Source organism: Nonomuraea pusilla (assembly GCF_900109355.1).
In the GTDB taxonomy this organism is placed as follows: domain Bacteria; phylum Actinomycetota; class Actinomycetes; order Streptosporangiales; family Streptosporangiaceae; genus Nonomuraea; species Nonomuraea pusilla.
In genome coordinates this window covers 94,513-116,510 of sequence record NZ_FOBF01000019.1, presented here as the reverse complement: position 1 = coordinate 116,510, position 21,998 = coordinate 94,513, and the positions used below count along the sequence as shown (strand labels likewise).

The 21,998-nt window shown below is 73.0% G+C and carries 19 protein-coding genes; 15 read left to right on the top strand and 4 right to left on the bottom strand.

Annotation, left to right across the window (positions count from 1 at the left end; translation table 11 throughout):
• Nucleotides 1-45 precede the first annotated feature (45 nt).
• From BMX74_RS31900 to BMX74_RS31850, 11 genes are all read left to right on the top strand, one after another.
• The gene (locus tag BMX74_RS31900; protein WP_177227596.1) at nt 46-1,527 is read left to right on the top strand and encodes a serine hydrolase domain-containing protein; all 1,482 of its coding nucleotides are present in this window, start codon (nt 46-48) and stop codon (nt 1,525-1,527) included.
• 159 nt (nt 1,528-1,686) lie between these two features.
• Nucleotides 1,687-3,234: an ABC transporter substrate-binding protein gene (locus BMX74_RS31895; RefSeq protein ID WP_091104309.1), complete on the top strand. Its 1,548-nt coding sequence runs from the start codon at nt 1,687-1,689 to the stop codon at nt 3,232-3,234.
• A gap of 1 nt (nt 3,235) precedes the next feature.
• Nucleotides 3,236-4,189: an ABC transporter permease gene (locus tag BMX74_RS31890; protein ID WP_055510158.1), complete on the top strand. Its 954-nt coding sequence runs from the start codon at nt 3,236-3,238 to the stop codon at nt 4,187-4,189.
• Entirely contained in the window at nt 4,186-4,980 is a 795-nt protein-coding gene (locus BMX74_RS31885) for an ABC transporter permease (protein ID WP_055510156.1), read from the top strand. The genes BMX74_RS31890 and BMX74_RS31885 overlap by 4 nt, the downstream gene beginning before the upstream one ends.
• A complete protein-coding gene (locus BMX74_RS31880) occupies nt 4,977-6,623 on the top strand; it encodes an oligopeptide/dipeptide ABC transporter ATP-binding protein (protein WP_055510153.1) in 1,647 nt (548 codons plus the stop codon). The genes BMX74_RS31885 and BMX74_RS31880 overlap by 4 nt, the downstream gene beginning before the upstream one ends.
• Before the next feature lie 58 nt (nt 6,624-6,681).
• On the top strand, nt 6,682-8,226 hold the full coding sequence (locus BMX74_RS31875; RefSeq protein WP_091104308.1) for an N-acyl-D-amino-acid deacylase family protein: 1,545 nt from the start codon (nt 6,682-6,684) through the stop codon (nt 8,224-8,226).
• The gene (locus BMX74_RS31870) at nt 8,223-9,794 is read left to right on the top strand and encodes a PucR family transcriptional regulator (protein WP_055510149.1); all 1,572 of its coding nucleotides are present in this window, start codon (nt 8,223-8,225) and stop codon (nt 9,792-9,794) included. The genes BMX74_RS31875 and BMX74_RS31870 overlap by 4 nt, the downstream gene beginning before the upstream one ends.
• Nucleotides 9,795-9,945: 151 nt before the next feature.
• The gene (locus BMX74_RS31865) at nt 9,946-10,731 is read left to right on the top strand and encodes a GNAT family N-acetyltransferase (protein WP_256257382.1); all 786 of its coding nucleotides are present in this window, start codon (nt 9,946-9,948) and stop codon (nt 10,729-10,731) included.
• A complete protein-coding gene (menC, locus tag BMX74_RS31860) occupies nt 10,728-11,837 on the top strand; it encodes an o-succinylbenzoate synthase (protein ID WP_091104305.1) in 1,110 nt (369 codons plus the stop codon). Before BMX74_RS31865 ends, menC begins: the two co-directional genes overlap by 4 nt.
• A 142-nt stretch (nt 11,838-11,979) precedes the next feature.
• Nucleotides 11,980-12,459: a hypothetical protein gene (locus BMX74_RS31855; protein ID WP_091104303.1), complete on the top strand. Its 480-nt coding sequence runs from the start codon at nt 11,980-11,982 to the stop codon at nt 12,457-12,459.
• An 89-nt stretch (nt 12,460-12,548) separates the two neighbouring features.
• Nucleotides 12,549-12,983 carry an ester cyclase gene (locus BMX74_RS31850; protein WP_091104301.1) on the top strand — a complete coding sequence of 145 codons (435 nt, stop codon included), beginning with the start codon at nt 12,549-12,551 and terminating at the stop codon, nt 12,981-12,983.
• Nucleotides 12,984-13,001: 18 nt separating this feature from the next.
• On the opposite strand, the gene BMX74_RS31845 is transcribed toward BMX74_RS31850, so the two are convergent.
• Nucleotides 13,002-14,093, bottom strand: a complete 1,092-nt coding sequence (locus tag BMX74_RS31845; protein ID WP_218154113.1) for a C45 family autoproteolytic acyltransferase/hydrolase — start codon at nt 14,091-14,093, stop codon at nt 13,002-13,004.
• Between the two features lie 201 nt (nt 14,094-14,294).
• Nucleotides 14,295-15,824, bottom strand: a complete 1,530-nt coding sequence (locus BMX74_RS31840) for an FAD-dependent monooxygenase (RefSeq protein ID WP_091104300.1) — start codon at nt 15,822-15,824, stop codon at nt 14,295-14,297.
• Nucleotides 15,825-15,898: 74 nt separating this feature from the next.
• On the opposite strand from BMX74_RS31840, the gene BMX74_RS31835 reads away from it, so the two are divergent.
• From BMX74_RS31835 to BMX74_RS31820, 4 genes are all read left to right on the top strand, one after another.
• The gene (locus BMX74_RS31835; RefSeq protein WP_091104298.1) at nt 15,899-16,597 is read left to right on the top strand and encodes a TetR/AcrR family transcriptional regulator; all 699 of its coding nucleotides are present in this window, start codon (nt 15,899-15,901) and stop codon (nt 16,595-16,597) included.
• Between the two features lie 167 nt (nt 16,598-16,764).
• Nucleotides 16,765-17,265: a phosphotransferase gene (locus BMX74_RS31830; RefSeq protein ID WP_143078828.1), complete on the top strand. Its 501-nt coding sequence runs from the start codon at nt 16,765-16,767 to the stop codon at nt 17,263-17,265.
• Nucleotides 17,266-17,370: 105 nt separating this feature from the next.
• Nucleotides 17,371-18,273 carry an aminoglycoside phosphotransferase family protein gene (locus BMX74_RS31825; protein WP_091104295.1) on the top strand — a complete coding sequence of 301 codons (903 nt, stop codon included), beginning with the start codon at nt 17,371-17,373 and terminating at the stop codon, nt 18,271-18,273.
• 344 nt (nt 18,274-18,617) lie between these two features.
• Nucleotides 18,618-19,250 (top strand): histidine phosphatase family protein, encoded by a 633-nt coding sequence (locus tag BMX74_RS31820; RefSeq protein ID WP_091104293.1) that lies wholly within the window; start codon nt 18,618-18,620, stop codon nt 19,248-19,250.
• A gap of 33 nt (nt 19,251-19,283) precedes the next feature.
• On the opposite strand, the gene fxlM is transcribed toward BMX74_RS31820, so the two are convergent.
• Together fxlM and BMX74_RS31810 are read right to left on the bottom strand one after the other, a co-directional pair.
• On the bottom strand, nt 19,284-20,513 hold the full coding sequence (gene fxlM / locus BMX74_RS31815) for a methyltransferase, FxLD system (protein ID WP_256257380.1): 1,230 nt from the start codon (nt 20,511-20,513) through the stop codon (nt 19,284-19,286).
• A 40-nt stretch (nt 20,514-20,553) separates the two neighbouring features.
• Nucleotides 20,554-21,780 carry an MFS transporter gene (locus tag BMX74_RS31810; protein WP_055510132.1) on the bottom strand — a complete coding sequence of 409 codons (1,227 nt, stop codon included), beginning with the start codon at nt 21,778-21,780 and terminating at the stop codon, nt 20,554-20,556.
• Between the last annotated feature and the right edge of the window lie 218 nt (nt 21,781-21,998).

Sequence of the window (21,998 nt, the reverse complement as noted above, 5' to 3'; positions counted from 1 at the left end):
GCCCACGCCAACGGGCGGCGGCGACGCGCTGACGATACTGCGGACATGGATCTCGAACTGGTCAAGAAAGAGGTGTCGGGGCTGGTCGGCCCCGGCACGCCCGGGCTCGCGGCGGCCGTCTACTCGGGCGGCGAGCCGCTGGTCACCGCGGCGGCCGGCACGGCGTGCCTGGAGTTCGGCGTGCCGATCGACGCCGACACCCGCTTCGACATCGCCAGCGCGAGCAAGCAGTTCACCGCCGCGTGCGTGCTGCTGCTGGCCCGCGACGGCAAGCTCGACCTCGACGACGACGTGCGCACGCACATCCCCGAGCTGAACCTGGCGGTGCCGGTGACGCTGCGGCAGTGCCTGCAGCACACCGGCGGCCTGCCCGAGTGGTACGCGGTGCTGCCGCTGACCGGCCACCCCCTGTCGGAGATGACCGAGGAACGCCTGCTGGAGGTGATCGCCAGGCTCAGGACGACGACGTTCGAGCCGGGGACGGACTTCACGTACTCGAACACGGGTTACGTCCTGGCCGCCGTGACCGTGCGGCGCGTCAGCGGGCGGTCGCTGGCGGAGTTCGCCCGCGAGCGGCTGTTCGCGCCCCTCGGCATGGACGACACGGTGTTCAGGGACGACGCGTCGGCGCCCCTCGCCAGGCTCGCGTACGGCTACGCCAACCACGGCGGCCCGCCCGTGCGGGCCGACACGCAGGAGAGCGCGGTCGGCGACGGAGGTCTCGTCACGAGCGTGCGCGACCTCGCCCCGTGGTTCGGGTTCCTGGCCGACGGCCGGGTGCTCGGCGCGGACCTGCGTGACGCGCTGCTGGAGCGGGCGGTGCTGGCGGACGGCACCACGTTGCCGTACGCGATGGGGCTCTACCACCACGAGGTGGCGGGACGGCGGGCGTTCGGCCACGCGGGCGGCATGCACGGGTACCTGTCGGACCTGCTCTTCCTGCCGGACGACGGCCTGGGCCTCGCGGTGCTGTCGAACCAGCTCCAGATCGACCCGCTCGCGCTGAACGAGCGCCTGGTGCGGCTGCTGCTGGGCGCCCCGCCCGAGCCGGGGCAGGAGCCGGGGGCGCTGCCCCTGCCCGGCCACGAGCACTGGCACGACCCGGTGAGCGACGCGACGCTGGAGGTCCGGGCCGGTGACGACGGGCTGGAGGTCGCGGACGTGGGCACGTTCGTGCCGGGGGCCGACGGGCGCTGGCACGGGCTGGGCGACGCACACCTGGCCTGGCTGGAGTTCTCCGGGGACACGCTGGTGGTGGGCTCGCTGCTGGCCGCGCGCAGGCCGGTCACGTTCGTGGCCGCCCCTCCCCCTGACGGCACGCCGATGCCGGACGGCGAGTGGGAGAGCGACGAACTGGGCGTGCGGGCGAGCGTGCGTGACGGCGTGCTGCGCATCGGCCGCACCCTCGAACTGCCGGTGACGCCGGCGCCCGCGGGCCTGTGGCGGGCCGAGCCGTTCACGCTGCGACTGGAGGGCGGCGCGCTGCTGGTCAGCGGCGGCGGCCTGCGACGGCTCCGCTTCACCTGAGGGTCCGCGGGCCCCGCGGCGGCTCCGGTCCGGACGAGGGGTCGTTGGCCTGCGGAACGAGGCGGGGGCCGCCGGTTTTGGCGGGCCGGTCAGTGAACGGGGACTGTCCGGCTTCTAGCGTCCGACTGTCCCCGCCACTCCCCCTTCCGAGGTGGTCCGATGACACCTGCGAAGACTGCCGCCGCGACAGCCGTGCTGCTGCTCGCCACCGCCTGCTCGGCGGGCGGCGCCGCGCCGCCGCCGGCGGACACGCTGATCTGGGCCACGACCTCCGCGCCCAACAGCCTCGACATCGCGCACGGCTTCAACAGCGCCTCCACCCTGGTCCAGGCAGCGGTCCTCGACAGCATGGTCGGCCTCGACGAGCGCGGCAAGCCCGTCCCGCGCCTGGCCGCCGGCTGGACCCAGCCCGACCCGGCCAGCTACCTGTTCACCCTGCGCGAGGACGTGCGCTTCACCGACGGCAGCCCGCTCACCGCCGACGACGCGGCGTTCTCGCTGCGCCGCCACCTCGACCCGGCGGTGGCCTCGCAGGCCGCCAGCTACTTCACCATGGTCAAGAAGGTCGAGGCGGTCGGCGCCGGCCAGGTCAAGGTCACGCTCCGCCGCCCGGCGCCGGCGTTCCTGTCGGTGTCGGCGATCGCCTGGCAGGTCGTGCCGCGCAAGCTCGCCGAGGCCCACCCCAAGGACCTGGGCAGCCCGGAGGTCGGCACGCTCGGCACCGGCCCGTACAAGGTCAGCCGCTTCTCGCTCACCTCCGGGGTCGTGCTGGAGCGCAACGAGGCGTACTGGGGGCCCAGGCCGGCGCTGCGCAGGATCGAGGTCAAGAGCATCGCCGACCCCGAGACGCTGCGGTTGGCGGTGAGGTCGGGCGAGGTCGACGGCACCAGCGACCTCAACGCCCGCGACGCCCGCAAGTGGACCGGCCTGCCCGGCGTCAAGACGATCTTCTACCCGGGCGACAACATCAGCTACCTGTCCCTGGCGGTCGGGAACGGGCCCCTGGCCGACGTCCACGTCCGCCGGGCCATCGCGTACGCGGTGAACCGCAGGGCGATCTCCGACCTGATGACGGCCGGGCACGGCGCCCCGGCCGCGGCCCTGCTGCCCGCGCCCATGCTCACCGCCCTGTACGGGAGCGCCCCGCCTCCGCTGCCCGATTACCCGTACGACCCGGCGAAGGCCAGGGCGGAGCTGGCCAGGTCCGCCCACCCCGGCGGGTTCACGCTGGCCGTGCCGTACGCCGGCGGCGGCGACACCGGCACCGTCATGCAGGCCGTCGCCGCCGACCTCGCCAAGATCGGCATCACGCTCCGGCTGGAGCCGGCCCCGGCCGACCAGTACCAGTCGCGGATGATGGAGCACGACCGGCTCGGCATCCAGTTCGTCAGCCTCGCCTACGGCACGCCGGAGCCGATCGAGGTCCTGCCCGACATGATCAGCCGCGCCTCCGCGCAGCCGCAGGGCTTCAACTTCTCCGGCTACGGCTCGGCCGAGACCGACGAGAAGCTCGACGCGCTCGTCTCGGCCACCGGCGAGGACGCGAAGGCCCAGGTCACCGCGCTGCTGAAGGAGATCGCCGAGCAGGTGCCCTACATCCCGCTGTTCCACACCGACAACGCCGTGGCCCTGAGCGAGAGGTTCACCGCCTCGCTCGGCACCTGGACCACCGACATGTTCGCGCGGATCCGTCCGGCGGGGCGCTGACATGGCCGTTCTCACGCTGCTCGGCCGCCGCCTCGGCGCCGCCGTCCTGCTGCTGGGCGTGCTGTCGGCGCTCACGTACGGCCTGCTGCTGGCCGCGCCTGGCGGCCCTGAGCAGGTGCTGCTGGGCGGGCGGCCGTCCACGCCGGAGACGAGGGCGGCGATCCGCGAGCAGTACCACCTGGACGACCCGTTCCCCGTCCGCTACGCCCGCTGGCTGGGCGACGCGCTGCACGGCGACCTCGGCACCTCGGTCTACTCCAGGGAGCCCGTGGTGACGGTGATCGCCGACCGGCTGCCGGTGACGGCGGGCCTGGCCGCGTACGCGCTGGTGCTCACGGTCGTGGTCGGCGTGCCCGCCGGGCTGCTGGCCGCCATGCGCCGCGGCGGCCGGCTGGACCAGGGCATCACGCTCGGCTCGCTGGCGGCGCTGTCGATCCCGTCGTTCGCGCTGAGCATCCTGCTGCTGTACGGGTTCGCCGTGCGGCTGGGCTGGTTCCCCGTGTTCGGCGAGGGCCGCACGCTCACCGAGCGGATCACGCACCTCACGCTGCCCGCCGTCGCGCTGGCCGCGGCGCAGGCCGCACTGGTGGTCCGGCAGATGCGGGCCGCGGCGCTGGACCTCGCCGCGTCGGACTTCCTGACCTTCGCCAGGGCGCGCGGCCTGCCGCGCCGCCGCGTCTGGACGAGCTACGCGCTGCGCAACGCCGCCCTGCCGGTGCTGACCGTGGGCGGGCTGCTGCTGGCGGCGAACCTGACCGGGTCGGTCTTCGTGGAGCGGGCGTTCGGCCTGCACGGGCTGGGGGCGCTGCTGATCGGCGCGGTGGGGCAGAAGGACATCCCGGTGGTGCAGGCGCTGGTGCTGCTCGGCGGCGTGATCGTGGTCGCCGTCAACCTGCTGATCGACCTGGCGTACCTGGTGGTCGACCCGCGGGTCAGGAAGGGGGCGGCGGCATGAGGGCCGCGCTGACGGCGGTGCTGGGCCTGGTGGCGCTGGCGGCGCTGGCCGGGCCGTGGCTGGCGCCGTACGATCCGGCCGCGCAGGACCTCGCGCTCGGCGCGGCTGGGCCGAGCGCGGCCCACTGGCTGGGCACCGACGAGATGGGCCGCGACGTGGTGTCGCGGCTGCTGGCCGGCGCCCGCTCCGCCCTGTTCTGGCCGGTGCTGGTCGCGCTGTTCACGACGGCGCTCGGCACCTCGCTCGGCCTGCTGAGCGGCTACCGCCGCGGCTGGGTGGACGCGCTGCTCATGCGGGTGGTGGACCTGGCCATCGCGATGCCCGGCCTGCTCGTGCTGATCGTGGTCGTGGGCGTGCTCGGCGGCGGCTACGGCTGGGCGGTGCTGGCCATGGCGGTGCTGTTCACCCCCGGCGACATCCGGGTGGTGCGCAGCCTCACGCTGGCCCAGCGGGAGCTGGCCTACGCCGAGGCGGCGCGGACGCTGGGGCTGCGCCCCGGCCGGATCATGTTCCGCCACCTGCTGCCCAACCTGGCGCCGACCGTCGTGGCGAACGCGCTGCTCAGCTTCACCGGGGCGCTGGTCGCGCTGGCCGGGCTGTCGTTCCTGGGCGTCGGCCTCCCGGCGGGCACGCCGGACTGGGGGCTCATGGTCGAGGAGAACCGGCAGCTGCTCGACCTGAACCCGTGGGCCTCGATCGCGCCGGCCGCCCTCATCACCGTGGTCGCCTGCGCGGCGACGCTGCTGGGCGACCGGGCGTTCGAGTCGATGTCGAAAGGAGGCGTCCGATGAAGGTGACCGGCCTGCGCGTCACCGGCCCCGGGCTCATCGTGGACGGGGTGGACCTGGAGGTCTCGCCGGGCGAGACCGTGGGCCTGGTCGGCGAGTCCGGGAGCGGCAAGTCGCTGACCGCCCGCGCCATGGCGGGGCTCCTGCCGAGGGGGCTGCGGGCGACGGGCTCGATCACGCTGGGCGGCCGGGAGCTGCTCGGGGCCGGCGAGCGGGTGTGGCGCCCGGTGCGCGGGCGGCGGCTGGCGCTGCTCATGCAGGACCCGTTCGCGATGCTCAACCCGCTGCTGACGGCGGGCGCGCACATCGCGGAGTCGGCGCGTTCCCGCGTGTCGGTGGCCGAGCGGCTGGCCGAGGTGGGCATCGACGATCCCTCGGTGGCCCGCCGCCACCCCTTCGAGCTGTCGGGCGGCATGCGGCAGCGGGTGGCGCTGGCGGCGGCCCTGGCCGGCGACCCGGAGCTGCTGATCGCCGACGAGCCCACCACCGCGCTCGACGCCACCACCCAGCACGAGATCCTGCAGCTCGTCCGGCGGGTCCAGCGGGCGCGCGGCATGGGCGTCCTGCTGATCACCCACGACCTGCGGGTGGCGTTCGAGCTGTGCGACAGGGTGGCCGTCATGTACGCGGGCCGCATCGTCGAGCAGGGGCCGGCCGCCGAGGTGAGACGGTCGCCCGCGCACCCGTACACGCTGCGGCTGCTGGCGGCCGTCCCGACGGTGGAGCGGCGGCTGGCCCGGCTGGAGGGCATCCCCGGCAGCGTGCCCGCGGCCGGCGAGGTGACCGGCGGCTGCGCGTTCGCCGCGCGCTGCGAGCAGGTCGCGCCCGAGTGCACGCAGGCGAGGCCGCCGCTGCGTGAGGCGTCCCCCGGCCGGCTCACGGCCTGCCTCACGCGGGTGCGTCCGCGCGCCGCCGTCCACGTCACGGCCGCGCCCCCGCCCGAGCCGGGCCCGCCGGTGCTGCGCGTCACCGGCCTGAGCAAGCGGTACGGCGGCCACGTCGCGCTCGGCGGTGTCTCGCTCGACGTGCGCAGGGGCGAGACGGTCGGCGTGGTCGGCGGGTCGGGGTCGGGCAAGACCACGCTGGCGCGCTGCGTGCTGGGCCTGGCCGTGCCCGACTCCGGCACCGTGGAGCTGGCCGGCGAGGGGCCGCGGCACCGGCTGGTGCAGTGCGTCTTCCAGGACCCCTCGACGTCGCTGAACCCCGCGATGAGCGTGGGCGCGGCGCTCGCCGAGGCCGCGGCGCAGGGCGCGCCGGGCCCGCGGCCCACCGTGTCCGAGCTGCTGGAGCAGGTGGGGCTGCCGGCGGCGTACGCCTCGCGGCGGCCCTCGGCGCTGTCGGGCGGCGAACGTCAGCGGGTCGCCATCGCGCGGGCCCTGGCGGTGCGTCCGTCCCTGCTGATCTGCGACGAGCCCGTGGCGTCGCTGGACGTCTCCGTGCAGGCGCACGTCCTGGAGCTGCTGCGCCAGGTCGGCACGGCCATGCTGTTCATCACCCACGACCTGGCCGTGGTGCGGCAGATGGCCGACCGGCTGGTGGTGCTCTCGCGGGGTGAGGTCGTGGAGGCCGGCGAGGCGGACCGGGTGCTGGACGCGCCCGCGCACGACTACACCCGCACCCTGATCGCCTCCGTGCCGGGTCTGTAGTGAATTCGGTACTTCAGTCGCTAGTGCCCGTGCTATCGGGTAAGGGAGCCTTTCGTCCATGCTTGACCTGCTGCTTCGCCACGGAACCGTGCACGACGGCCTCGGCGGCCCCTCCCGCACGGCCGACGTCGCGATCCACGAGGGCCGCGTCGCCGCGATCGGGACCGGGCTCGGCCCGGCCAGGAGGGTGCTCGACGTGGCCGGGCTCGTCGTGGCGCCCGGGTTCGTCGACCCGCACAGCCACTCCGACACCGTCCCCTTCCTCTCCGAGGAGCAGCCGTTCAAGCTGCTGCAGGGCGTCACCACCGAGATCATCGGCAACTGCGGCTTCTCCTGCGCGCCGGTACACGACGACGACTCCGGATTCACCCCCTCCGTCCTGGCCGACGCCGCCTTCCCCACCATGCGCGAGTACCTCGACGCGGCCCAGCAGGCCGGGCCCACCAACAACCTGGCCGTGCTGGTGGGGCACAACACGTTGCGGCTGGCGGCGGCCGGCATGACCGCGGAGATCACGGCCGCCCGGCTCGACCGGATGTGCGCGCTCGCCGCCGAGGCGTTCGAGGCCGGCGCGTACGGGCTGTCGAGCGGGCTGGAGTACGTGCCCGGCGCCTACGCCGGCCTGGACGAGCTGACCGCGCTCGCGCTCGTGGCCAAACGGTGGGAGCTGACGTACGCCACCCACCTGCGCAGCGAGAGCGAGGGCCTGGCCGAGGCGCTCGACGAGGCGATCACCGTGGCCACCAGGGCCGGGGTGCGGCTGCACGTCTCGCACTGCAAGGCGTCGGGACGGGCCGTGCACGGCGCGTCCGCGATGGTGCTCGACCGGCTCTCCCGGGCGCGCTCGGCCGGCCTGGACGTGCGCGCCGACGTCTACCCCTACCTGGCGTTCGGCACCGGGCTCGTGGCCGTGCTGCCGCCGTCCGCGTGCGAGGGCGGCGAGGAGGCGCTGCTGGCCAGGCTGGCCGACCCCGGCACGCGGGCCGCGCTGCGCACGCTGGCCGAGAGTCCGGGCAGCGGGATCGGCGTCGGGCTCTGGCGCGAACTGCACCCCGCCGACGTGCAGATCCTCACCCACCGCGACCCGCGCGTCGCCGGCCGGCGGCTCGCCGACCTCGGCGGCGACCCGTGGGAGGCGCTGTGCGACCTGCTCGCCGCCGACCCGAGGGCGGCGGGCGTCTTCCACACCATGCACGAGCACGACCTGCGGGCCTTCCTGGCCGACCCGCTGGTGTCCATCGGGTCCGACGGCGGCCCGCCCGTGGGACCCAACCATCCCCGGACGTTCGGAACGTTCCCCACCTTCCTCGGCCGGTACGTGCGCGAGGAGCGGGCGGTGCCCATGGAGGTGGCCGTCCGCAAGGTCAGCTCGGCCGCCGCCGGGCAGTTCGGGCTGGCCGGGCGCGGCTGGCTCGGGCCCGGCGCGGTCGCCGACGTCTGCGTGTTCGACCCCGGCACCATCGGGCACGACGGCACGTACGAGCGGCCCGACGCGCGCCCCACGGGCGTCGTCCACGTGTTCCTCGCCGGACGCCAGGTGGTGGCCGACGGCGAACCGACCGGCGGCAGGCACGGGCGCGTGCTGCGGCGGGGCACGCCGTGACCGCGCGGGGCCGGATCACGCTCGGCGTGCTCATCGACAGCCTGGGCCCGGACGTCGTCCAGCCGCTGGCGCTGCCGCACGGCAGGCGTCCCCTGGCCGGCGCGCCCGTCATCTACGACCCCGAGGGGCCGATGTCCGGCCTCGACGGCGCCGTGCTGCTCGTGACCGGCCGCCCGTCCGCCGAGACGGTGGCCCGCGCGGGCGAGAGCGGCGTGGCCGCCGTCGTCGTCAAGCCGGCCGCCGGCGACCTGGACGTGCTCGCCGCCGCGGCACGGGCGGCGGGCACCGCGCTGCTGGCCGCGCAGCCCGAGCTGTCATGGGGGCAGCTCTACACCCTCGTCGACGCCCTGCTGGCCGTCGTCGCCCCGGCCGGCGACCCCGGCGGGGCCCGCGCGGGCGACCTGTTCGCGCTGGCCAACGAGGTCGCCATCCGAGTGGGCGGCGCCGTGGCCATCGAGGACGTCGCCATGCGGGTGCTGGCCTACTCGACCGTCGAGGGGCAGCGGATCGACGAACTGCGACGCGAGGGCATCCTCGGCAGGCGGGTGCCGGAACACCCCACCAACGCCGAAGAGTACGCCGCCGTCATGCGCGCCGACGGCGCGATCTGGAGCTACGAGCCGCGCGAGTACTACCCGCGCCTGGCCATCGCGGTGCGGGCCCGCGGCGAGGCGCTCGGCACGATCTGGGCCGTGCAGGCGGAGGAACCGCTGGCCGCCGACGCCGCGGAGGTGCTGGCCGAGGCCGCCGCGGCCGCGGCGCCCCACCTGGCGCGCATCAACCTGGCGGCCGACGAGGCCAGACGGCGGCGCGACGAGTGCCTCGGCTGGCTGCTGCGCGGCATCGGCGCCGTGGACGAGCTGGCCACCTCCTTCGGGCTGGCGGCCGACGAGCCGCTGACGGTCGTGTCGCTCGGCCCCGCCGACGGCTCCGCCGACGCGTTCGCCTCCTCCCACGCCGCCGACCTGCTGCGCACGACGTACCTGGCCTACCGGATCAGGGCGGCCACCGGCGTCGTGGACGGGCGGGCGCACGCCGTCGTCGCCGCCGAGGCCTGCACGCCGCTGCTGCGCAGGATCACCGCGGACACGCTGGTTCAGGTGGGCGAGCGGCTCGGCGGCGGCTGGCGGGCGGGCATCGGCAGGACCGTGCCGTCCGCCGCCGCGCTCCAGGCCAGCGCCCGCCAGGCCGGGGAGGCGCTGCGCGCCCTGTGCGGGCCGTTCGCCGACGAGCCCGTCGGCACGCACGAGGAACTGTCCGCGGCGCTGTTCCTCACCGACCTGGAGGTCGCGCTGCGCTCCAAGGGGGCCCTGCGCGGCGAGCCGCTGGCGCTGATCGCCGCGCACGACGCCCGGCACGGCACCCGGTTCGTGCACAGCCTGTCGGCGTGGGTCGGCGCGCACTACGACGTGCCGCGCGCGGCCGAACTGCTGTCCGTGCACCCCAACACGCTGCGGTACCGGCTGCGCCGCATCAGCGAGATCGTGCCGCTGGACGACACCGACACCCGCCTGGTGCTGGCCCTGCAACTACGCCTGAACGACGCCCCGAAGCCCGCGGCGTCATGACCGGACGGCGGCGCGAAGCCCGCGGCGTCACGACCGGACAGCGGCGCGAGGCCCGCGGGCGCGCGGCTGAACGGCGCCACAAAGCCCGCGGGCCGAAGTTCGGCGTGAGCGCCAACGCCGCGGAGGCCGCCCCGGCGCGATGCTGTCGCCCATGGCAGAACTCCTGACCACCGCTCCCGCCGAGGTGCGGGTCCGCACCCTGCACGGCACCCCCGAGCTCCAGCGCGCCGCCGGCCTGCTGCGCGAGGTATGGGCGACCCAGCCGGGCGACGACCCCCCGATCGCCCTCGACATGCTGTGCGCCCTGGCCCACTCCGGCTGCTACGTGGCCGGCGCCTACCTCGACGACGAGCTCGCGGGCGTGGCGGCCGGCTTCCTCGCCGCGGACCGCAGCCTGCACTCCCACATCGCCGGCGTGGCGCCGGGGGCGCGCGGGCGCGGCGTCGGCCGGGCGCTGAAGGAGCACCAGCGCGCCTGGGCGGGCGAGCGCGGCCTGGCCTCCGTCTCGTGGACCTTCGACCCGCTCGTCCGCCGCAACGCCTTCTTCAACCTGGCCAGGCTGGGCGCCCGCGTGAGCGCCTACCTCCCCGACTTCTACGGCCCCATGTCCGACGGTCTCAACGACGGCGGCCCCTCCGACCGGCTCCTCGTCACCTGGCCCGTCGCCGCGCCGCCGCCCGAGGAACCCTCCGACCAGCCGCCGCACCGCACGATCGTGGACGAGTCCGGCGCCGTACGGGAGCCGGAGGGAGCGGGCCTGCTCCGCTGCGCGACACCGCCCGACATCGAAGGGCTGCGCTCCAGCGACCCGGCGGCGGCGCGGCGCTGGCGGGCCGCCCTCCACGACGGCCTCGGCGGCGCGCTCGGCCACGGCTACCACGTCACCGGCTTCACCCGGTCCGGCTGGTACCTGCTGGCGCGGGGAGGCGCACGGTGAAGCTCGACGGCATCGAACTGCGCCAGGTCGCGCTGCCGCTCGTCAGCCCGTTCCGCACCTCGCTCGGCACGCAGACCGCCCGCCAGGCGCTCGTCCTGCGGGTCGTGAGCGACGAGGGCGAGGGCTGGGGCGAGTGCGTGGCCGAGGACGATCCCACCTACTGCCCCGAATACCTGGCCGGGGCCGCCGACGTCATCCGCCGCTTCGTCGTGCCCGCCCTGGCCGGGCTCGACCTGCGGCCCGCGTCCGTGGCCGGCGCGCTGCGCCACCTGCGCGGCCACCAGATGGCCAAGTCCGCCGTGGAGATGGCCGTACTGGACTGCTGGCTGCGGGCCCGCCTGACGAGCCTCGCCGACCACCTCGGAGCGGTGCGGACCCGCGTCCCCGTCGGCGTCTCCGTCGGCATCATGGACGACCTCGACACCCTGCTCGAAACGGTGGACCGGCACCTCACCGCCGGGTACGCCAGGATCAAGCTGAAGATCGAGCCCGGCTGGGACGTCGAGCCCGTCCGCGCGGTACGCGACACCTTCGGCCCCGCGACGATGCTCACCGTCGACGCCAACACGGCCTACTCCCCCGCCGACATCCGCCACCTGGCCGGCCTGGACGCCTACGGGCTCGCCCTCGTCGAGCAGCCCTTCGCGCCCGGCGACCTGCGTTCCCACGCCGCGCTCGCCGCCCGCGCCGAGACCCCGGTCTGCCTGGACGAGAGCATCACCAGCGCCGCCGACGCCGCCGAGGCGATCAGGCTCGGCGCCTGCTCCGTCATCAACATCAAGCCCGGACGGGTGGGCGGCTACCTGGAGGCCCGCCGCATCCACGACGTCGCCTCGGCGCACGGGGTGCCGGTGTGGTGCGGCGGCATGCTGGAGACGGGGCTGGGCCGCGCCGGGAACCTCGCGCTCGCCGGCCTGCCGGGGTTCACCCTGCCCGGCGACATCTCCGCGACCGAACGCTACTACCGGCGCGACATCACCCGGCCCTTCGTCCTGGAGGACGGACTGATGGCCGTCCCCACCGAGCCGGGCCTCGGCGTGCTCCCCGACCCGGCGTCCCTGACCGCCGCCACCACCACGACCGAGTGGATCCCCGCCCCCTCCTGACACGGCGGCGGGGGCTCCGAGGGCCGAGCTGTCCAAGGGCGCGAGGCGAGCTCGGCGGGCCGGCCGCGGCGCTCCCTCGGGGCGGGGGAACCGCCGGTAGGGCCGATGGAACCGTGGCGATGGAGCGGCGCGTGTCATCGAGATGTTCCTGGCCGGTCTCTTCTTCGGCATCCCGTTGTGGCTGATCTGGGCGGCCCGGTTCACCCTGGCCATGAGCAGGGGTACGGCGCAGGCGCGGTTGAGACGCTGGATGGTGCCCTGGTTCGTCGTCGCGGGCCTCGCGGTCGCGCTCGTGACGGACGCCCCCTTCTGGCTCCGGTTCACGATCTCGAAACCGAGCATGGAAGCCTACGCCCGGACGGTGACGGCCGAGACGTCGCAGGACACCTCCTGCCGCTGGCTCGGGCTGTACCGGATCTGCGGCGCCTTCCCCTACTCCGGCTGGGGGAAGGACGACCAGGACGTCCCCGGCAGCGCCTGCCTCATCGGCCAGGAATGGGCTCTGGAGAGCAACACGAACTTCCTCCTGCTTCCCGTCGGCGAGCCGGAGGAGACGGCCGACGACACCTACCGGCGTCTCACAGGCCGCTGGTACGGATGGCACGGCTGGGACAGCCTGTGACCTGGTCGCCTGACGACATCACAATCCGGGGGGCTGCCTCGTCGGTCATCACAGAGACGCCGGTTTCAGCCGATTCGAGGAGAGGCGACATGTCAACAACCCAGGAAGCACGTAACAAGGAGACGTACCACCGCTTCCACGAGGCCGTCAACAGCGGCGATCTGGACGTCATCACGAAGGCGGTCGACGAGTTCATCCACCCGGACGGACGGTTCCACACCGCGGAGGGGACCGACATGATCGCGGTGGAGGCGCAGAAGCGCATCTGGGAGACCCTCCTGCGCGCCTTCCCCGACATTCACGTCACGGTCGAGGACCTGCTCGCCGACGGCGACAAGATCATCGCTCGGCAGACGGTCACGGGGACCAACACCGGTGAGTACCGGGGCGTGCCCCCGACCGGCCGATCCGTCACCTACCGCGAGATCTTCATCATCCGCTTCGCCGAGGGGCAGATCATCGACCTCTGGGGAGTCGTCGACATCCACTCACAGCTGCGGCAACTCGGCCACGTCCCGGCGTAGCCCGCCGCCGGCCGGCGGTCAGGCGGTGAGCACGCGCCAGGGCCCGTTGCGCGCCTCCAGGGGCGAACCGTCGGCGACGCGCGCCGTGCGGGTCGCGGGTTCGAGCATGACGGTGGCGAGGGTCGCCCAGCGCTGGCCGAGCGGCAGAGTCATGTCCGGCACGCAGCACAGCGGCGGCTCTCCCGGCCCGGAGCGGAGGACGCCGAGCAGCTCGGTCGCGCTCCGGGGCTCCCGCCCCCGCGCCAGGCGGGAGGCCACCAGGTCGAAGCGCTCGCCCGAGTCCGGCTGGTAGAGCTCGCTCTTCTCACCCGCGCCGGGTTCCGGCGAGAGGAAGTGGTTGGTGCGGATGACAGTCCCGCCGACCGGTTCGACGACGAACACCCCGACCGGCGTGATGTCGGTGGTGACGACCGTTTCCCGGTCGAAGAGGGTGAACGAGCTCGACGCGCTGACCGGCGCTGATCGCACGAGGTCGAGCGCCTCCCCCACCGTGCCGGCCTCCTCCAGTACGGCGGCGGCGAGGAGGTGCACGGGAACGCCGCCGGCGCCGTCCTCGCGATGGCCGAGGATGTTGAAGTGCAGGGCGAGCCCGGCGCTGTTGACGCCGACCTTGGCGAGGATGCCGTGCTCGGTGAACCCGACCAGGTCGTGGCGGCCGCCGCGCACCTCGTGGGTGTGCCAGTACGGCGCGAGCTCGACGTGCCAGTCCCAGGTCTGCGCGCCGAAGGTGGGCGGGCCTCCCGCGCCGGGTGCGAGCCTCCGGGCGATGGTCGAGCATTCGCCGGGGCGGCCCTCGGCGCTCTGCGCGAGGATCTCGGTGCGCGCGTTGAGCGCGTAGACGTGCCACGGGTCGATCCCGGCGCCCGCGGCGACGCCGTCCATCTCCTCCCGCAGCCGGGGGCGGAACGCGCCGGCCGCGTCGGCCGTGCGGAGCGCGTCCTCGCGGACGCGCCCCTCGGCCAGGCCGGCCAGGCGGAAGAGCTCGAAGTACAGGTCGAGCCCACCGGGGAGTTCCTCGCGAAGCAGCTCGCCGCGTTCCTTGCCGCGCTCGAAGGGGGCGGCGGCGGTGACGGCGATGTGTCGCCTTTCGGGGTTCATCTCGTCCTTCATCAGGGTCTCGTGGCCGCAGCGGGGTTCCGGGCGGAGATCGTGGAGTCGGCCTCGCACCCCGGCGCGACGCGGCCGCGGGTCCCGGCCCGGCTCGCCGCCCTGGGGTGTCGTCCGACGTTTCCACGACGACCGTACTGGACCACTTCGCCTCCGCCGACGCGTCGTCCTGGAGGCAGGCGCCGACGTGAGCGCGGCAGGGCCTCAGGCCGGGCTGAACCAGCGGGTGAGGGCCGCCTTCAGGCCGTCGGGGTCCGCGCCCGCCCAGGCGACGTAGCCGTCCGGCCGGATGAGCATGGCGGGCGCCGGGGCGCGGTCGGCGGTCGCGGTCACGCGGCGTACCCGGTCGTTCCAGGGCTCCGCGGTGGCGGCGAGGTCGTCCCCGCCGGTGAGGTCCAGAAGCAGGGGGCGGGCGTCGCGCAGCAGCTCAGCCAGGCGCCGTACGTGTCCGTCGCCGGTGGTCAGGTCGATGGGCGGCACGAACCGGCCGGTGGGCGCGGCGGGACGTTCCTCGCCCATGTCGTGGCGGACGTCCGCACCGGCCATCAGGGCGGCGACCATGTGCAGGTTCTCGGGGCTGCCGAGGAGCTCCGCGAAGAGCAGGCGCAGCGCGGTGACGTCGGCTCCGGGTGCGAGCAGAGCGCTCGCGGCCTGGGTGTGCATGAGCACGCGTTCGCCGCTCACGCGGCGTTCTGCCTCGTAGCTGTCCAGCAGGCCTTCCGGGGCCCATCCCCTCAGGGCGGCGGCGAGTTTCCAGGCCAGGTTGGCCGCGTCCTGGAGCGCCAGGTTCAGGGTCGGACCGTGGCTCACGTGCGCGGCGTCGCCGGCGAGGAAGACCCGGCCGACCCGGTAGCGGTCGGCGAGCCGCGAGTTCCGGCCGCACAGGCGGCGAAGCATGGTGGGCGCGCCCTCGGGTGGCGGGGCCAGGGGGAGGCGCACTCCGAGGACCCGTTCGACGCTCTCCTCCATCTCGGCCAGCGTCATCGGCGCGCCCGTGCCCGGGAAGTCGCCTGCCGGCGCGTCCTCCCATTCGGCCGTGTTGACGAGCGGCCGCTCCGGATCGTGCGCGAGGAGGGTGAAGACCCCCTTCTCGGTACGGTGGAAGTGCGCCGGGACCTCGCCGAGGCCGTCGATCACGACCCGTCCTCCCGGCACGAGACGGAAGCGGTCGCTCGGCCCGATCAGGGCCGACCGGTCGACGACGCTGTCGTCGCTGACACCGGGGAAGGCGATTCCCGCCTGCCTGCGGATCAGGCTGCGGGCGCCGTCGCAGCCGACGAGGTATCGCGCCGTCAACGTCGTCTCGGCTCCGTCCGGAGCGCGTACCACGACGTCCACCCGGTCGTCGGTCTGGCTGAAGGACAGCACCTCCCGGCCCCGTCGGACGTCCGCGCCGAGTTCCGCCGCGCGCTCCTTGAGCACCTGTTCGAGATCACGCTGGTTGACCGGCAGGAGATACATCGGGTTCTCCTCGCCGAGCGTGTGCAGCGGCAGCGGCAACCCGCCGAAGAAGAACCCGGGCGCGGGCGCCGGCGCTCCTCGGCCCCCGCAGCGTTCGAAGAGGCCGCGGTGGTCCAGCAGTCGCACCACCTGGCCGGCGAGGCCGTGCGCCTTGTCCGCGGGGTCCGGTTCCGGCCGTCGTTCCAGCACCAGAGGCCGGACCCCCGCGAGGCGGAGCTCGCAGGCGAGAAAGAGGCCGGTGGGCCCGCCTCCGGCGACGATGACGTCGAACATCGCTGACGCCTCCTTAGGATACGTGACTGTATCTAATAAGGCGCCACCGTAGATCACCGCGATAAGATACGCAAGTGGACCGTAAGCAGGACCAGACCGCGGACGAGCGCGGAGCGATCGGGACGCAGGCGACAGAACGCCGCCCCGACGGCGGCGCGACCCGGGACGGCGGCGGCGCGACCCGTCGCCGCGGCCCGAAACTGGAGGACGCCATCCTCGACGCCGCGTGGGACGTGCTGGTCGAGCACGGCTACCACGGCTTCACCTACGAAGCGGTCGCCGCCCGCGCCGGCACGAGCCGTCCCGTGCTCTACCGGCGCTGGCCGCAGCGCGACGACCTGCTGCTGGCCACGCTCACCAAGTTCTGGCAGCCGATCGCGGTGCCCGACACCGGAAGCCTCCGCGACGACGCGATCGGCTTCCTGCGCAACGCCGACGCCGACCGCGCAGGCATGATCACGTTGATGAGCGTGCAGCTCGTGGACTACTTCCGCGACACCGGCACCAGCCTCGGCGAGCTACGCGACACCCTCCTCCCGCCGGGCCGGCCGACCGCCTTCGAGATGATCGTCGCCCGCGCGGTCGAGCGCGGCGAACTGCCCGACGTGCCACGTTCGTCCCGCGTGGTGAACCTGCCGCTGGACCTGCTGCGCCACGACCTGTTCATGACGATGCGCCCGGTGCCGTACGAGTCGATCGCCGAGATCGTGGACGCGGTGTGGCTCCCACTACTGACAGCACCCGAGACTCGACCGGCGTACCCACCGCCCTGAACCCGCCCGCTCATCGCCGCCGTCCACCCACGCCAAGCGAGCCGAGGCCAAAGCCCGGTTGCGGGTGATCCCAGGCGACACACCCGCCCAGAACCAGATCCCACAGACACTCACCGCTTAACCTGCAGAAACAGGATCACGCGAAGATCGACTCATACACCACGTCCGTGGACGCGACCCCCGACCTGCTTGACCGACGCCGGCATCCCTGGGCGGTAGCCGACCGCGTCGCATGGGGTGAGATCAGTTCGGTGGCAGCGGCTCACACCGACGGGCTGCTGGCGACGTTGCAGGAGCTCCGGCGTCCCGTGGACGCGCCCAGTCAGCTCGTGCACGGGGATCTCACTGGGAACGTGCTGTTGCACCGTGGGCAGCCGCCTGCTGTGATCGACTTCTCGCCGTACTGGCGGCCTGTCGGGTATGCCGAAGCCATCGTCGTCGCCGACGGCCTGCTCTACCACCATGCGGAGCCGGAACTCATCGACAGCGTGCTTCCCGGCCGTGACGGGCTCCAGATGCTCGTCAGGGCCCTGATCTTCCGGCTGGCCACCTCAGCCGTCTTCGAAGTTCCGAACAAGACCATCCCCGAAGAGGAACTGGCACGCTTCGCAAGGGTTACCCGCCTGGTAAAGGGGCGAATTCACGCAGATCAGCGCTTCGACACCTGACCCTTGGCACGGGGCGTGCGGCAGGGACGCCGAGGTCGCTCGTCACAGCGAGATCTTCCGCAGAGCGGGAGCCGTTCCGCTGCCGCCTCAGTACTGTGACTTCACATGACCGACACCGAGATCGAGATCACCGCAGACCTGGTCCGCGACCTGCTGCAGGAGCAACATCCAGACCTTGCGGGGCTGGCCATCCGCGAGGTGGCGGGCGGCTGGGGCAACCAGATGTGGCGCCTCGGGGACGAGCTGGCCGTGCGCATGCAGCGCATGGACCCCACCCCGGAGGTCCAGCTCAAGGAGCGGCGATGGCTGCCTGTGCTGGCCCCGCGCCTGCCGCTCCCGGTGCCGACCCCGGTGCGGTTCGGCGAACCGTCCGAGCGCTTCCCCAAGCACTGGACCGTGATGACGTGGGTCCCCGGCGAGCCACTGGACCACGGCTCGATCAGCCGCGGCGCCCACGCGGCCGACACGCTGGCGGGCTTCCTCAGGGCGCTCCATGTGGAGGCGCCCGCCGAGGCCCCGGCCGGTTCGGACTTCGGCGCTCACCCCAAGAGGTGCACGGGCGGCTTCGAGCAGTTCTTGCAGGCCATCGACCCCGACGCCATCGGCGATGTCCAGGCCGTCCGGGCCGTGTGGGCCGATGCCGTCGCGGCCCCCGAGTGGGAGGGCCCGCCGATGTGGCTGCACGGTGACCTCCATCCCGCGAATGTCGTCGTCTCGGACGGGACGATCTCGGGCGTGATCGATTTCGGTGCCTTGTTCGCCGGCGATCCCGCGTGGGACCTCGGCGCCGCGTGGGTGCTGCTACCCGCGGGCACGGCCGCACGGTTCTTCGACGCGTACGCGCACGCGGACGAGGCAACGATCAGGCGCGCCCGCGGGCTGGCCGCCATGAAGAGCCTCTTCCTGATGCTCATGGGACAGAACGGAGATCGGGGCCTCCCCGGCGGTAAGCCGAACTGGGGGCCTGCAGGCCGGGCGGCACTTGATCGTGTTCTGAAGGGCGTCTGACGCACGCTTTCTTGAACTCGTTCTCGGTCTCGGTTGAGCAGTGCGCTATTTCCCACGCCAGCAGCACGCACAGGAAGCAACCTGGCCGCGCGCCGCGACCTCGGCACCGAACCCGTCATCGACATTCACCGAATTCCTGCCAAGGGAGCCCGACGTTTCCCGACGCAGAAGACGCCGAACGGCCTGGGACTCCTGAAGCTTGGGTGAGCCGCGAAGTAGACGCATTCGCGCAGTTCACGGCGGGCCATGGTCGGCGGGCAGAGCCGCGATCACCGAAATTCAGAGAACTCGTGAACCACTCTTAAGATCACGCGAGAACGCCTCCTTACAGGAAGAGCTCACTCATGCGCACCATTTACGCCGTCACCCATCCGGAGGCGACGCACCACGTCGAGAGGGTCGTCGGCGGCTGGCATGATTCGCAGCTGACACCGGTCGGCCTCAGCGCGGCGGCCTCCATTGCCCAGGCGCTGCGGGCCCAGATCCCCGACGGCGCCGACGTGGAGCTGTTCTCCTCGGATCTGCAGCGCACCCGGCAAACGGCCGAGAAGGTCGCCGAGCTGTTCGGCGTGAAACCAATTCTGGACCGCAGATTGCGGGAAAAGTCGTACGGAGAGGCGGGGGGAAGGCCCCAGGAGTGGCTGGACCAAAGATTCGTCCCGCCGCCGGCTGCCGGGGAGCGGTTGGAACACGACGAGGGCGTGGAGGGGGCCGAGACCAAGGCGGTGCTGGCGCAGCGCATCTACGCGGCCATGGACGAGATCTTGCAGCGCCCCTGCGAACACCAAATCATCGTGACGCACGGCGGCTCCCTGACTTTTGTCGTAACGTCCTGGATCAAGATGCCGATCAAGGCGGTCGGCTATGCCAGCTTCCGGGTGCCATCGGGCAGCATCACCACGCTGCGCGAAGACGACTTCTTCCACAACCGCACGGTCGTCAGCCTCGGTGACACCCGCCATCTCGAGAAAGTCTGAGTGCGTCCGGAGCGGGCTCTTCCGTTCAGGAGGTCACCTCCAAGCCATAACGAGTTGGGTGTGGCGTTTGGGGAAGATCCGGCCGATGGCCGGGGCCGGCACGGAAGCCCCGATCGGATACAGGGAGAAGTCAGGGCCGGGGTGTGCACGCCACTCGGAATTCCAGGTCACCACCTCAAGGGCGAGCCGCCGGACCAGGTCGTCGCCGGAGCGGCCATGGCCGTAGACGCCGAGTTCGTAGCGGCGTTGCCCGCGCTCGCCGTCCTTCCGCTGCTCCGGACGCAGGGTGAGGTAGGCGAAGCTGTCGGGGGTGACGAGGGCGGGGGTGAACCAGCGCATGGCGGGTTCGACTCGGTCGCTGCCGCGCTCCGGGTCCCGCCGGATCACGCCGAAGGTCTCCGTCCGGGTTGCGACCCACAGATGGAGGGTGTCGAACCGTTCGCCGTAGCCGACTGTGACGCCCGTCCACTGTTCGGTCCGGTTACCGTCCAGTGCCAGGTCGAGCGCCGCCACGTCGAGTGCGGGGCCGGCGTCGACCAGCAGGTTCACTGTCCTGTCCGCCAAGGCTGCCGTGTGCTCGCGGTGCGCACCCGCGCCCTGAATGGGGATGAACCCGCACACCGTGGGGTTCAGACCGGCGAAATGGTCGTCCTCCCGCACGAAGGTGAACGAGCGGGTGAGCCCGCAGAAGCGCAGCGGGACGATCATCCTGCCCCCGGGAGCCAGGAGGTGGCCCCAGGGGCAGTCCCAGGCTCCGATCGTGACGAGGATGACGTCGAACGGCCCAAGCTCGTCGGCGGCGCGCTCGGCGTCGCCGAGTACCACCTTCACGTGCGGATAACCGGTCTCGGCGAGGAAGCGGGTGGCGCGCCCGGTGACGAACGGATCGATGTCCATGCTGATCACCACGCCCTCGGGCCCGACGAGTTCAGCGATGAGTGCGGCGTTGTAGCCGCCGCTGCCGACCTCCAGCACTCGCGCGCCGGGCCTCAAGCGGGCTGCTTCGAGCATCTCGGCCTGCAGCCACGGCGCGCTGATCGAGCTCGTCGCCCTGCCTTCGGCGTCGCGCTTGGTGACCACGGTGTCACGAACGGAGTAGGCCGCGGAAAGGGATGCCTCGGGGGCGAACTTCTCGCGCGGCACCTTGGCGAAGGCGGCGGCGACCTCGGGCGAGCGGATCACACCGCACTCTCGCAGCTCCGCGACCATGGCGTCGCGTAGACGATCCGAGGACTCGGATGACGACCGACTGTGATACGACACTCGCTCGATGTTACCGAGGCCGAGTGCGGGGCCGGACTTCTCAGTCGTCGTGGGCGATGAGCATGAGCTGCCGCCACAGCAGCACCACGAACACCGCGGAACCCGCGAAAGCAAACCAGAAGGGTGCCGCGACACCGAAGCGAGTGGCCAGGACACCGCCGATCAACGAGCCCACCACGAGACCGGCGTAGACGCAGACGGTGTTGACGCTGCCCACCCGGCCCTGGAGTTCGTGCGGGACCGCGCGCTGGCGGACGGTGACCGAGGTCGTGCCCCAGATGAAGGCGTGCGCGCCGAAGGCCAGGAAGATGCCCCCGGCGACCCACGGTGAATGGGTCAGGGCCAGGCCGAGGTGGGTGAACGTCTCGATGATGAGCCCGATGCGCATCAGCGCACCGAGGCTCACCCTGCGGGTGATGGCCCCGTACAGGCCGGTGCCGATCAGGCCGCCGATGCCGCCGATGGTGGTCATCAGGCCGAAGCCCATCGCGCCGAGGCCGAGCTGCTCCTGGGTGTAGAGGACGAGCACCGACCAGGCCGCGCCGAACGTGAAGTTGAAGATCAGGATGGTGAGCGCCAGCGTGCGGACCGCCGCGTGCTGGACCGTCCAGCTGAACCCGGCGACCAGTTCCCGTACGGTGCCGGGCCTGGGGTCGCCGGCCTGCCGGCCGTGCGGCGGCAACGTGATCCGGGAGACCAGGACCATGCCCGCCACCACCAGGAGCAGCTGGCCCGCGAAGGGCCAGGTCAGACCCAGGCCGAACAGCGCCGCGCCGATCGGCGGCCCGGCGAGCTGGTTGAGCGTGATGAATCCCGTGCCCAGGCGGGCGTTGGCGATGACGAGATCGTCCTTGCCGACCATCATGGGCGTCAGCGTGGCCGTCGCGCTGTCGGCGAACACCTCGGCGACGGACCGGAGCGTGAGCGCCACCAGCGCCGTCACCACGGTCAGGGTGCCGGTCACCATGAGCGCGAGGAGCGCTGCCAGCACCACGGCCCGCACCGCGTTCGCGACGAGCACGATGCCGCGGCGGTCGTGCCGATCCGACAGCACGCCCGCGTACAGGCTGAACAGCAGCGGCGGCGCCCAGCCCACCAGGGCCGACAGCGAGATCATCAGCGGGTCGCGGGTCAGCGACGCGATCAGCAGCGGGCCCGCGGCGGCCGCGACCCCGTCACCGAGATTCGTCAGCCAGCTCGAGGCCAGCAGCCACCGGAATCCCGCACCCAGCCGGGCAGGCAGGATTCGCTCCACCACCGTAGTCACGAGCGCAAAACCATACGTTTCGAGGGGGATCCACGGCAACGCGTTTTCGTCCCCGTCAGCGGGCTTTCGCCTCAACGCGCGCCGCCGGCCACGCGTGCTGATGATGCCGCGCCTCAGTACGACCCCACGGATGCCGCGCCCCAGTACGAGCCCTGGCCGAGCGCCGGGCCCGTGAGGAGGATCGTGTCTGTCGCGACATCAGCCTTGGCTTTCTGCGC

Excerpts from the sequence above, each read along its gene's own strand:
- BMX74_RS31885 (WP_055510156.1), top strand. The coding sequence starts at position 4,186 with ATGAGGGCCGCGCTGACGGCGGTGCTGGGCCTGGTGGCGCTGGCGGCG.
- BMX74_RS31840 (WP_091104300.1), bottom strand. The coding sequence starts at position 15,824 with ATGTTCGACGTCATCGTCGCCGGAGGCGGGCCCACCGGCCTCTTTCTC.
- BMX74_RS31895 (WP_091104309.1), top strand. The coding sequence starts at position 1,687 with ATGACACCTGCGAAGACTGCCGCCGCGACAGCCGTGCTGCTGCTCGCC.
- BMX74_RS31865 (WP_256257382.1), top strand. The coding sequence starts at position 9,946 with ATGGCAGAACTCCTGACCACCGCTCCCGCCGAGGTGCGGGTCCGCACC.
- BMX74_RS31825 (WP_091104295.1), top strand. The coding sequence starts at position 17,371 with ATGACCGACACCGAGATCGAGATCACCGCAGACCTGGTCCGCGACCTG.
- BMX74_RS31900 (WP_177227596.1), top strand. The coding sequence starts at position 46 with ATGGATCTCGAACTGGTCAAGAAAGAGGTGTCGGGGCTGGTCGGCCCC.
- BMX74_RS31855 (WP_091104303.1), top strand. The coding sequence starts at position 11,980 with ATGTTCCTGGCCGGTCTCTTCTTCGGCATCCCGTTGTGGCTGATCTGG.
- BMX74_RS31875 (WP_091104308.1), top strand. The coding sequence starts at position 6,682 with ATGCTTGACCTGCTGCTTCGCCACGGAACCGTGCACGACGGCCTCGGC.
- BMX74_RS31850 (WP_091104301.1), top strand. The coding sequence starts at position 12,549 with ATGTCAACAACCCAGGAAGCACGTAACAAGGAGACGTACCACCGCTTC.
- BMX74_RS31880 (WP_055510153.1), top strand. The coding sequence starts at position 4,977 with ATGAAGGTGACCGGCCTGCGCGTCACCGGCCCCGGGCTCATCGTGGAC.
- BMX74_RS31890 (WP_055510158.1), top strand. The coding sequence starts at position 3,236 with ATGGCCGTTCTCACGCTGCTCGGCCGCCGCCTCGGCGCCGCCGTCCTG.
- BMX74_RS31820 (WP_091104293.1), top strand. The coding sequence starts at position 18,618 with ATGCGCACCATTTACGCCGTCACCCATCCGGAGGCGACGCACCACGTC.
- BMX74_RS31845 (WP_218154113.1), bottom strand. The coding sequence starts at position 14,093 with ATGAAGGACGAGATGAACCCCGAAAGGCGACACATCGCCGTCACCGCC.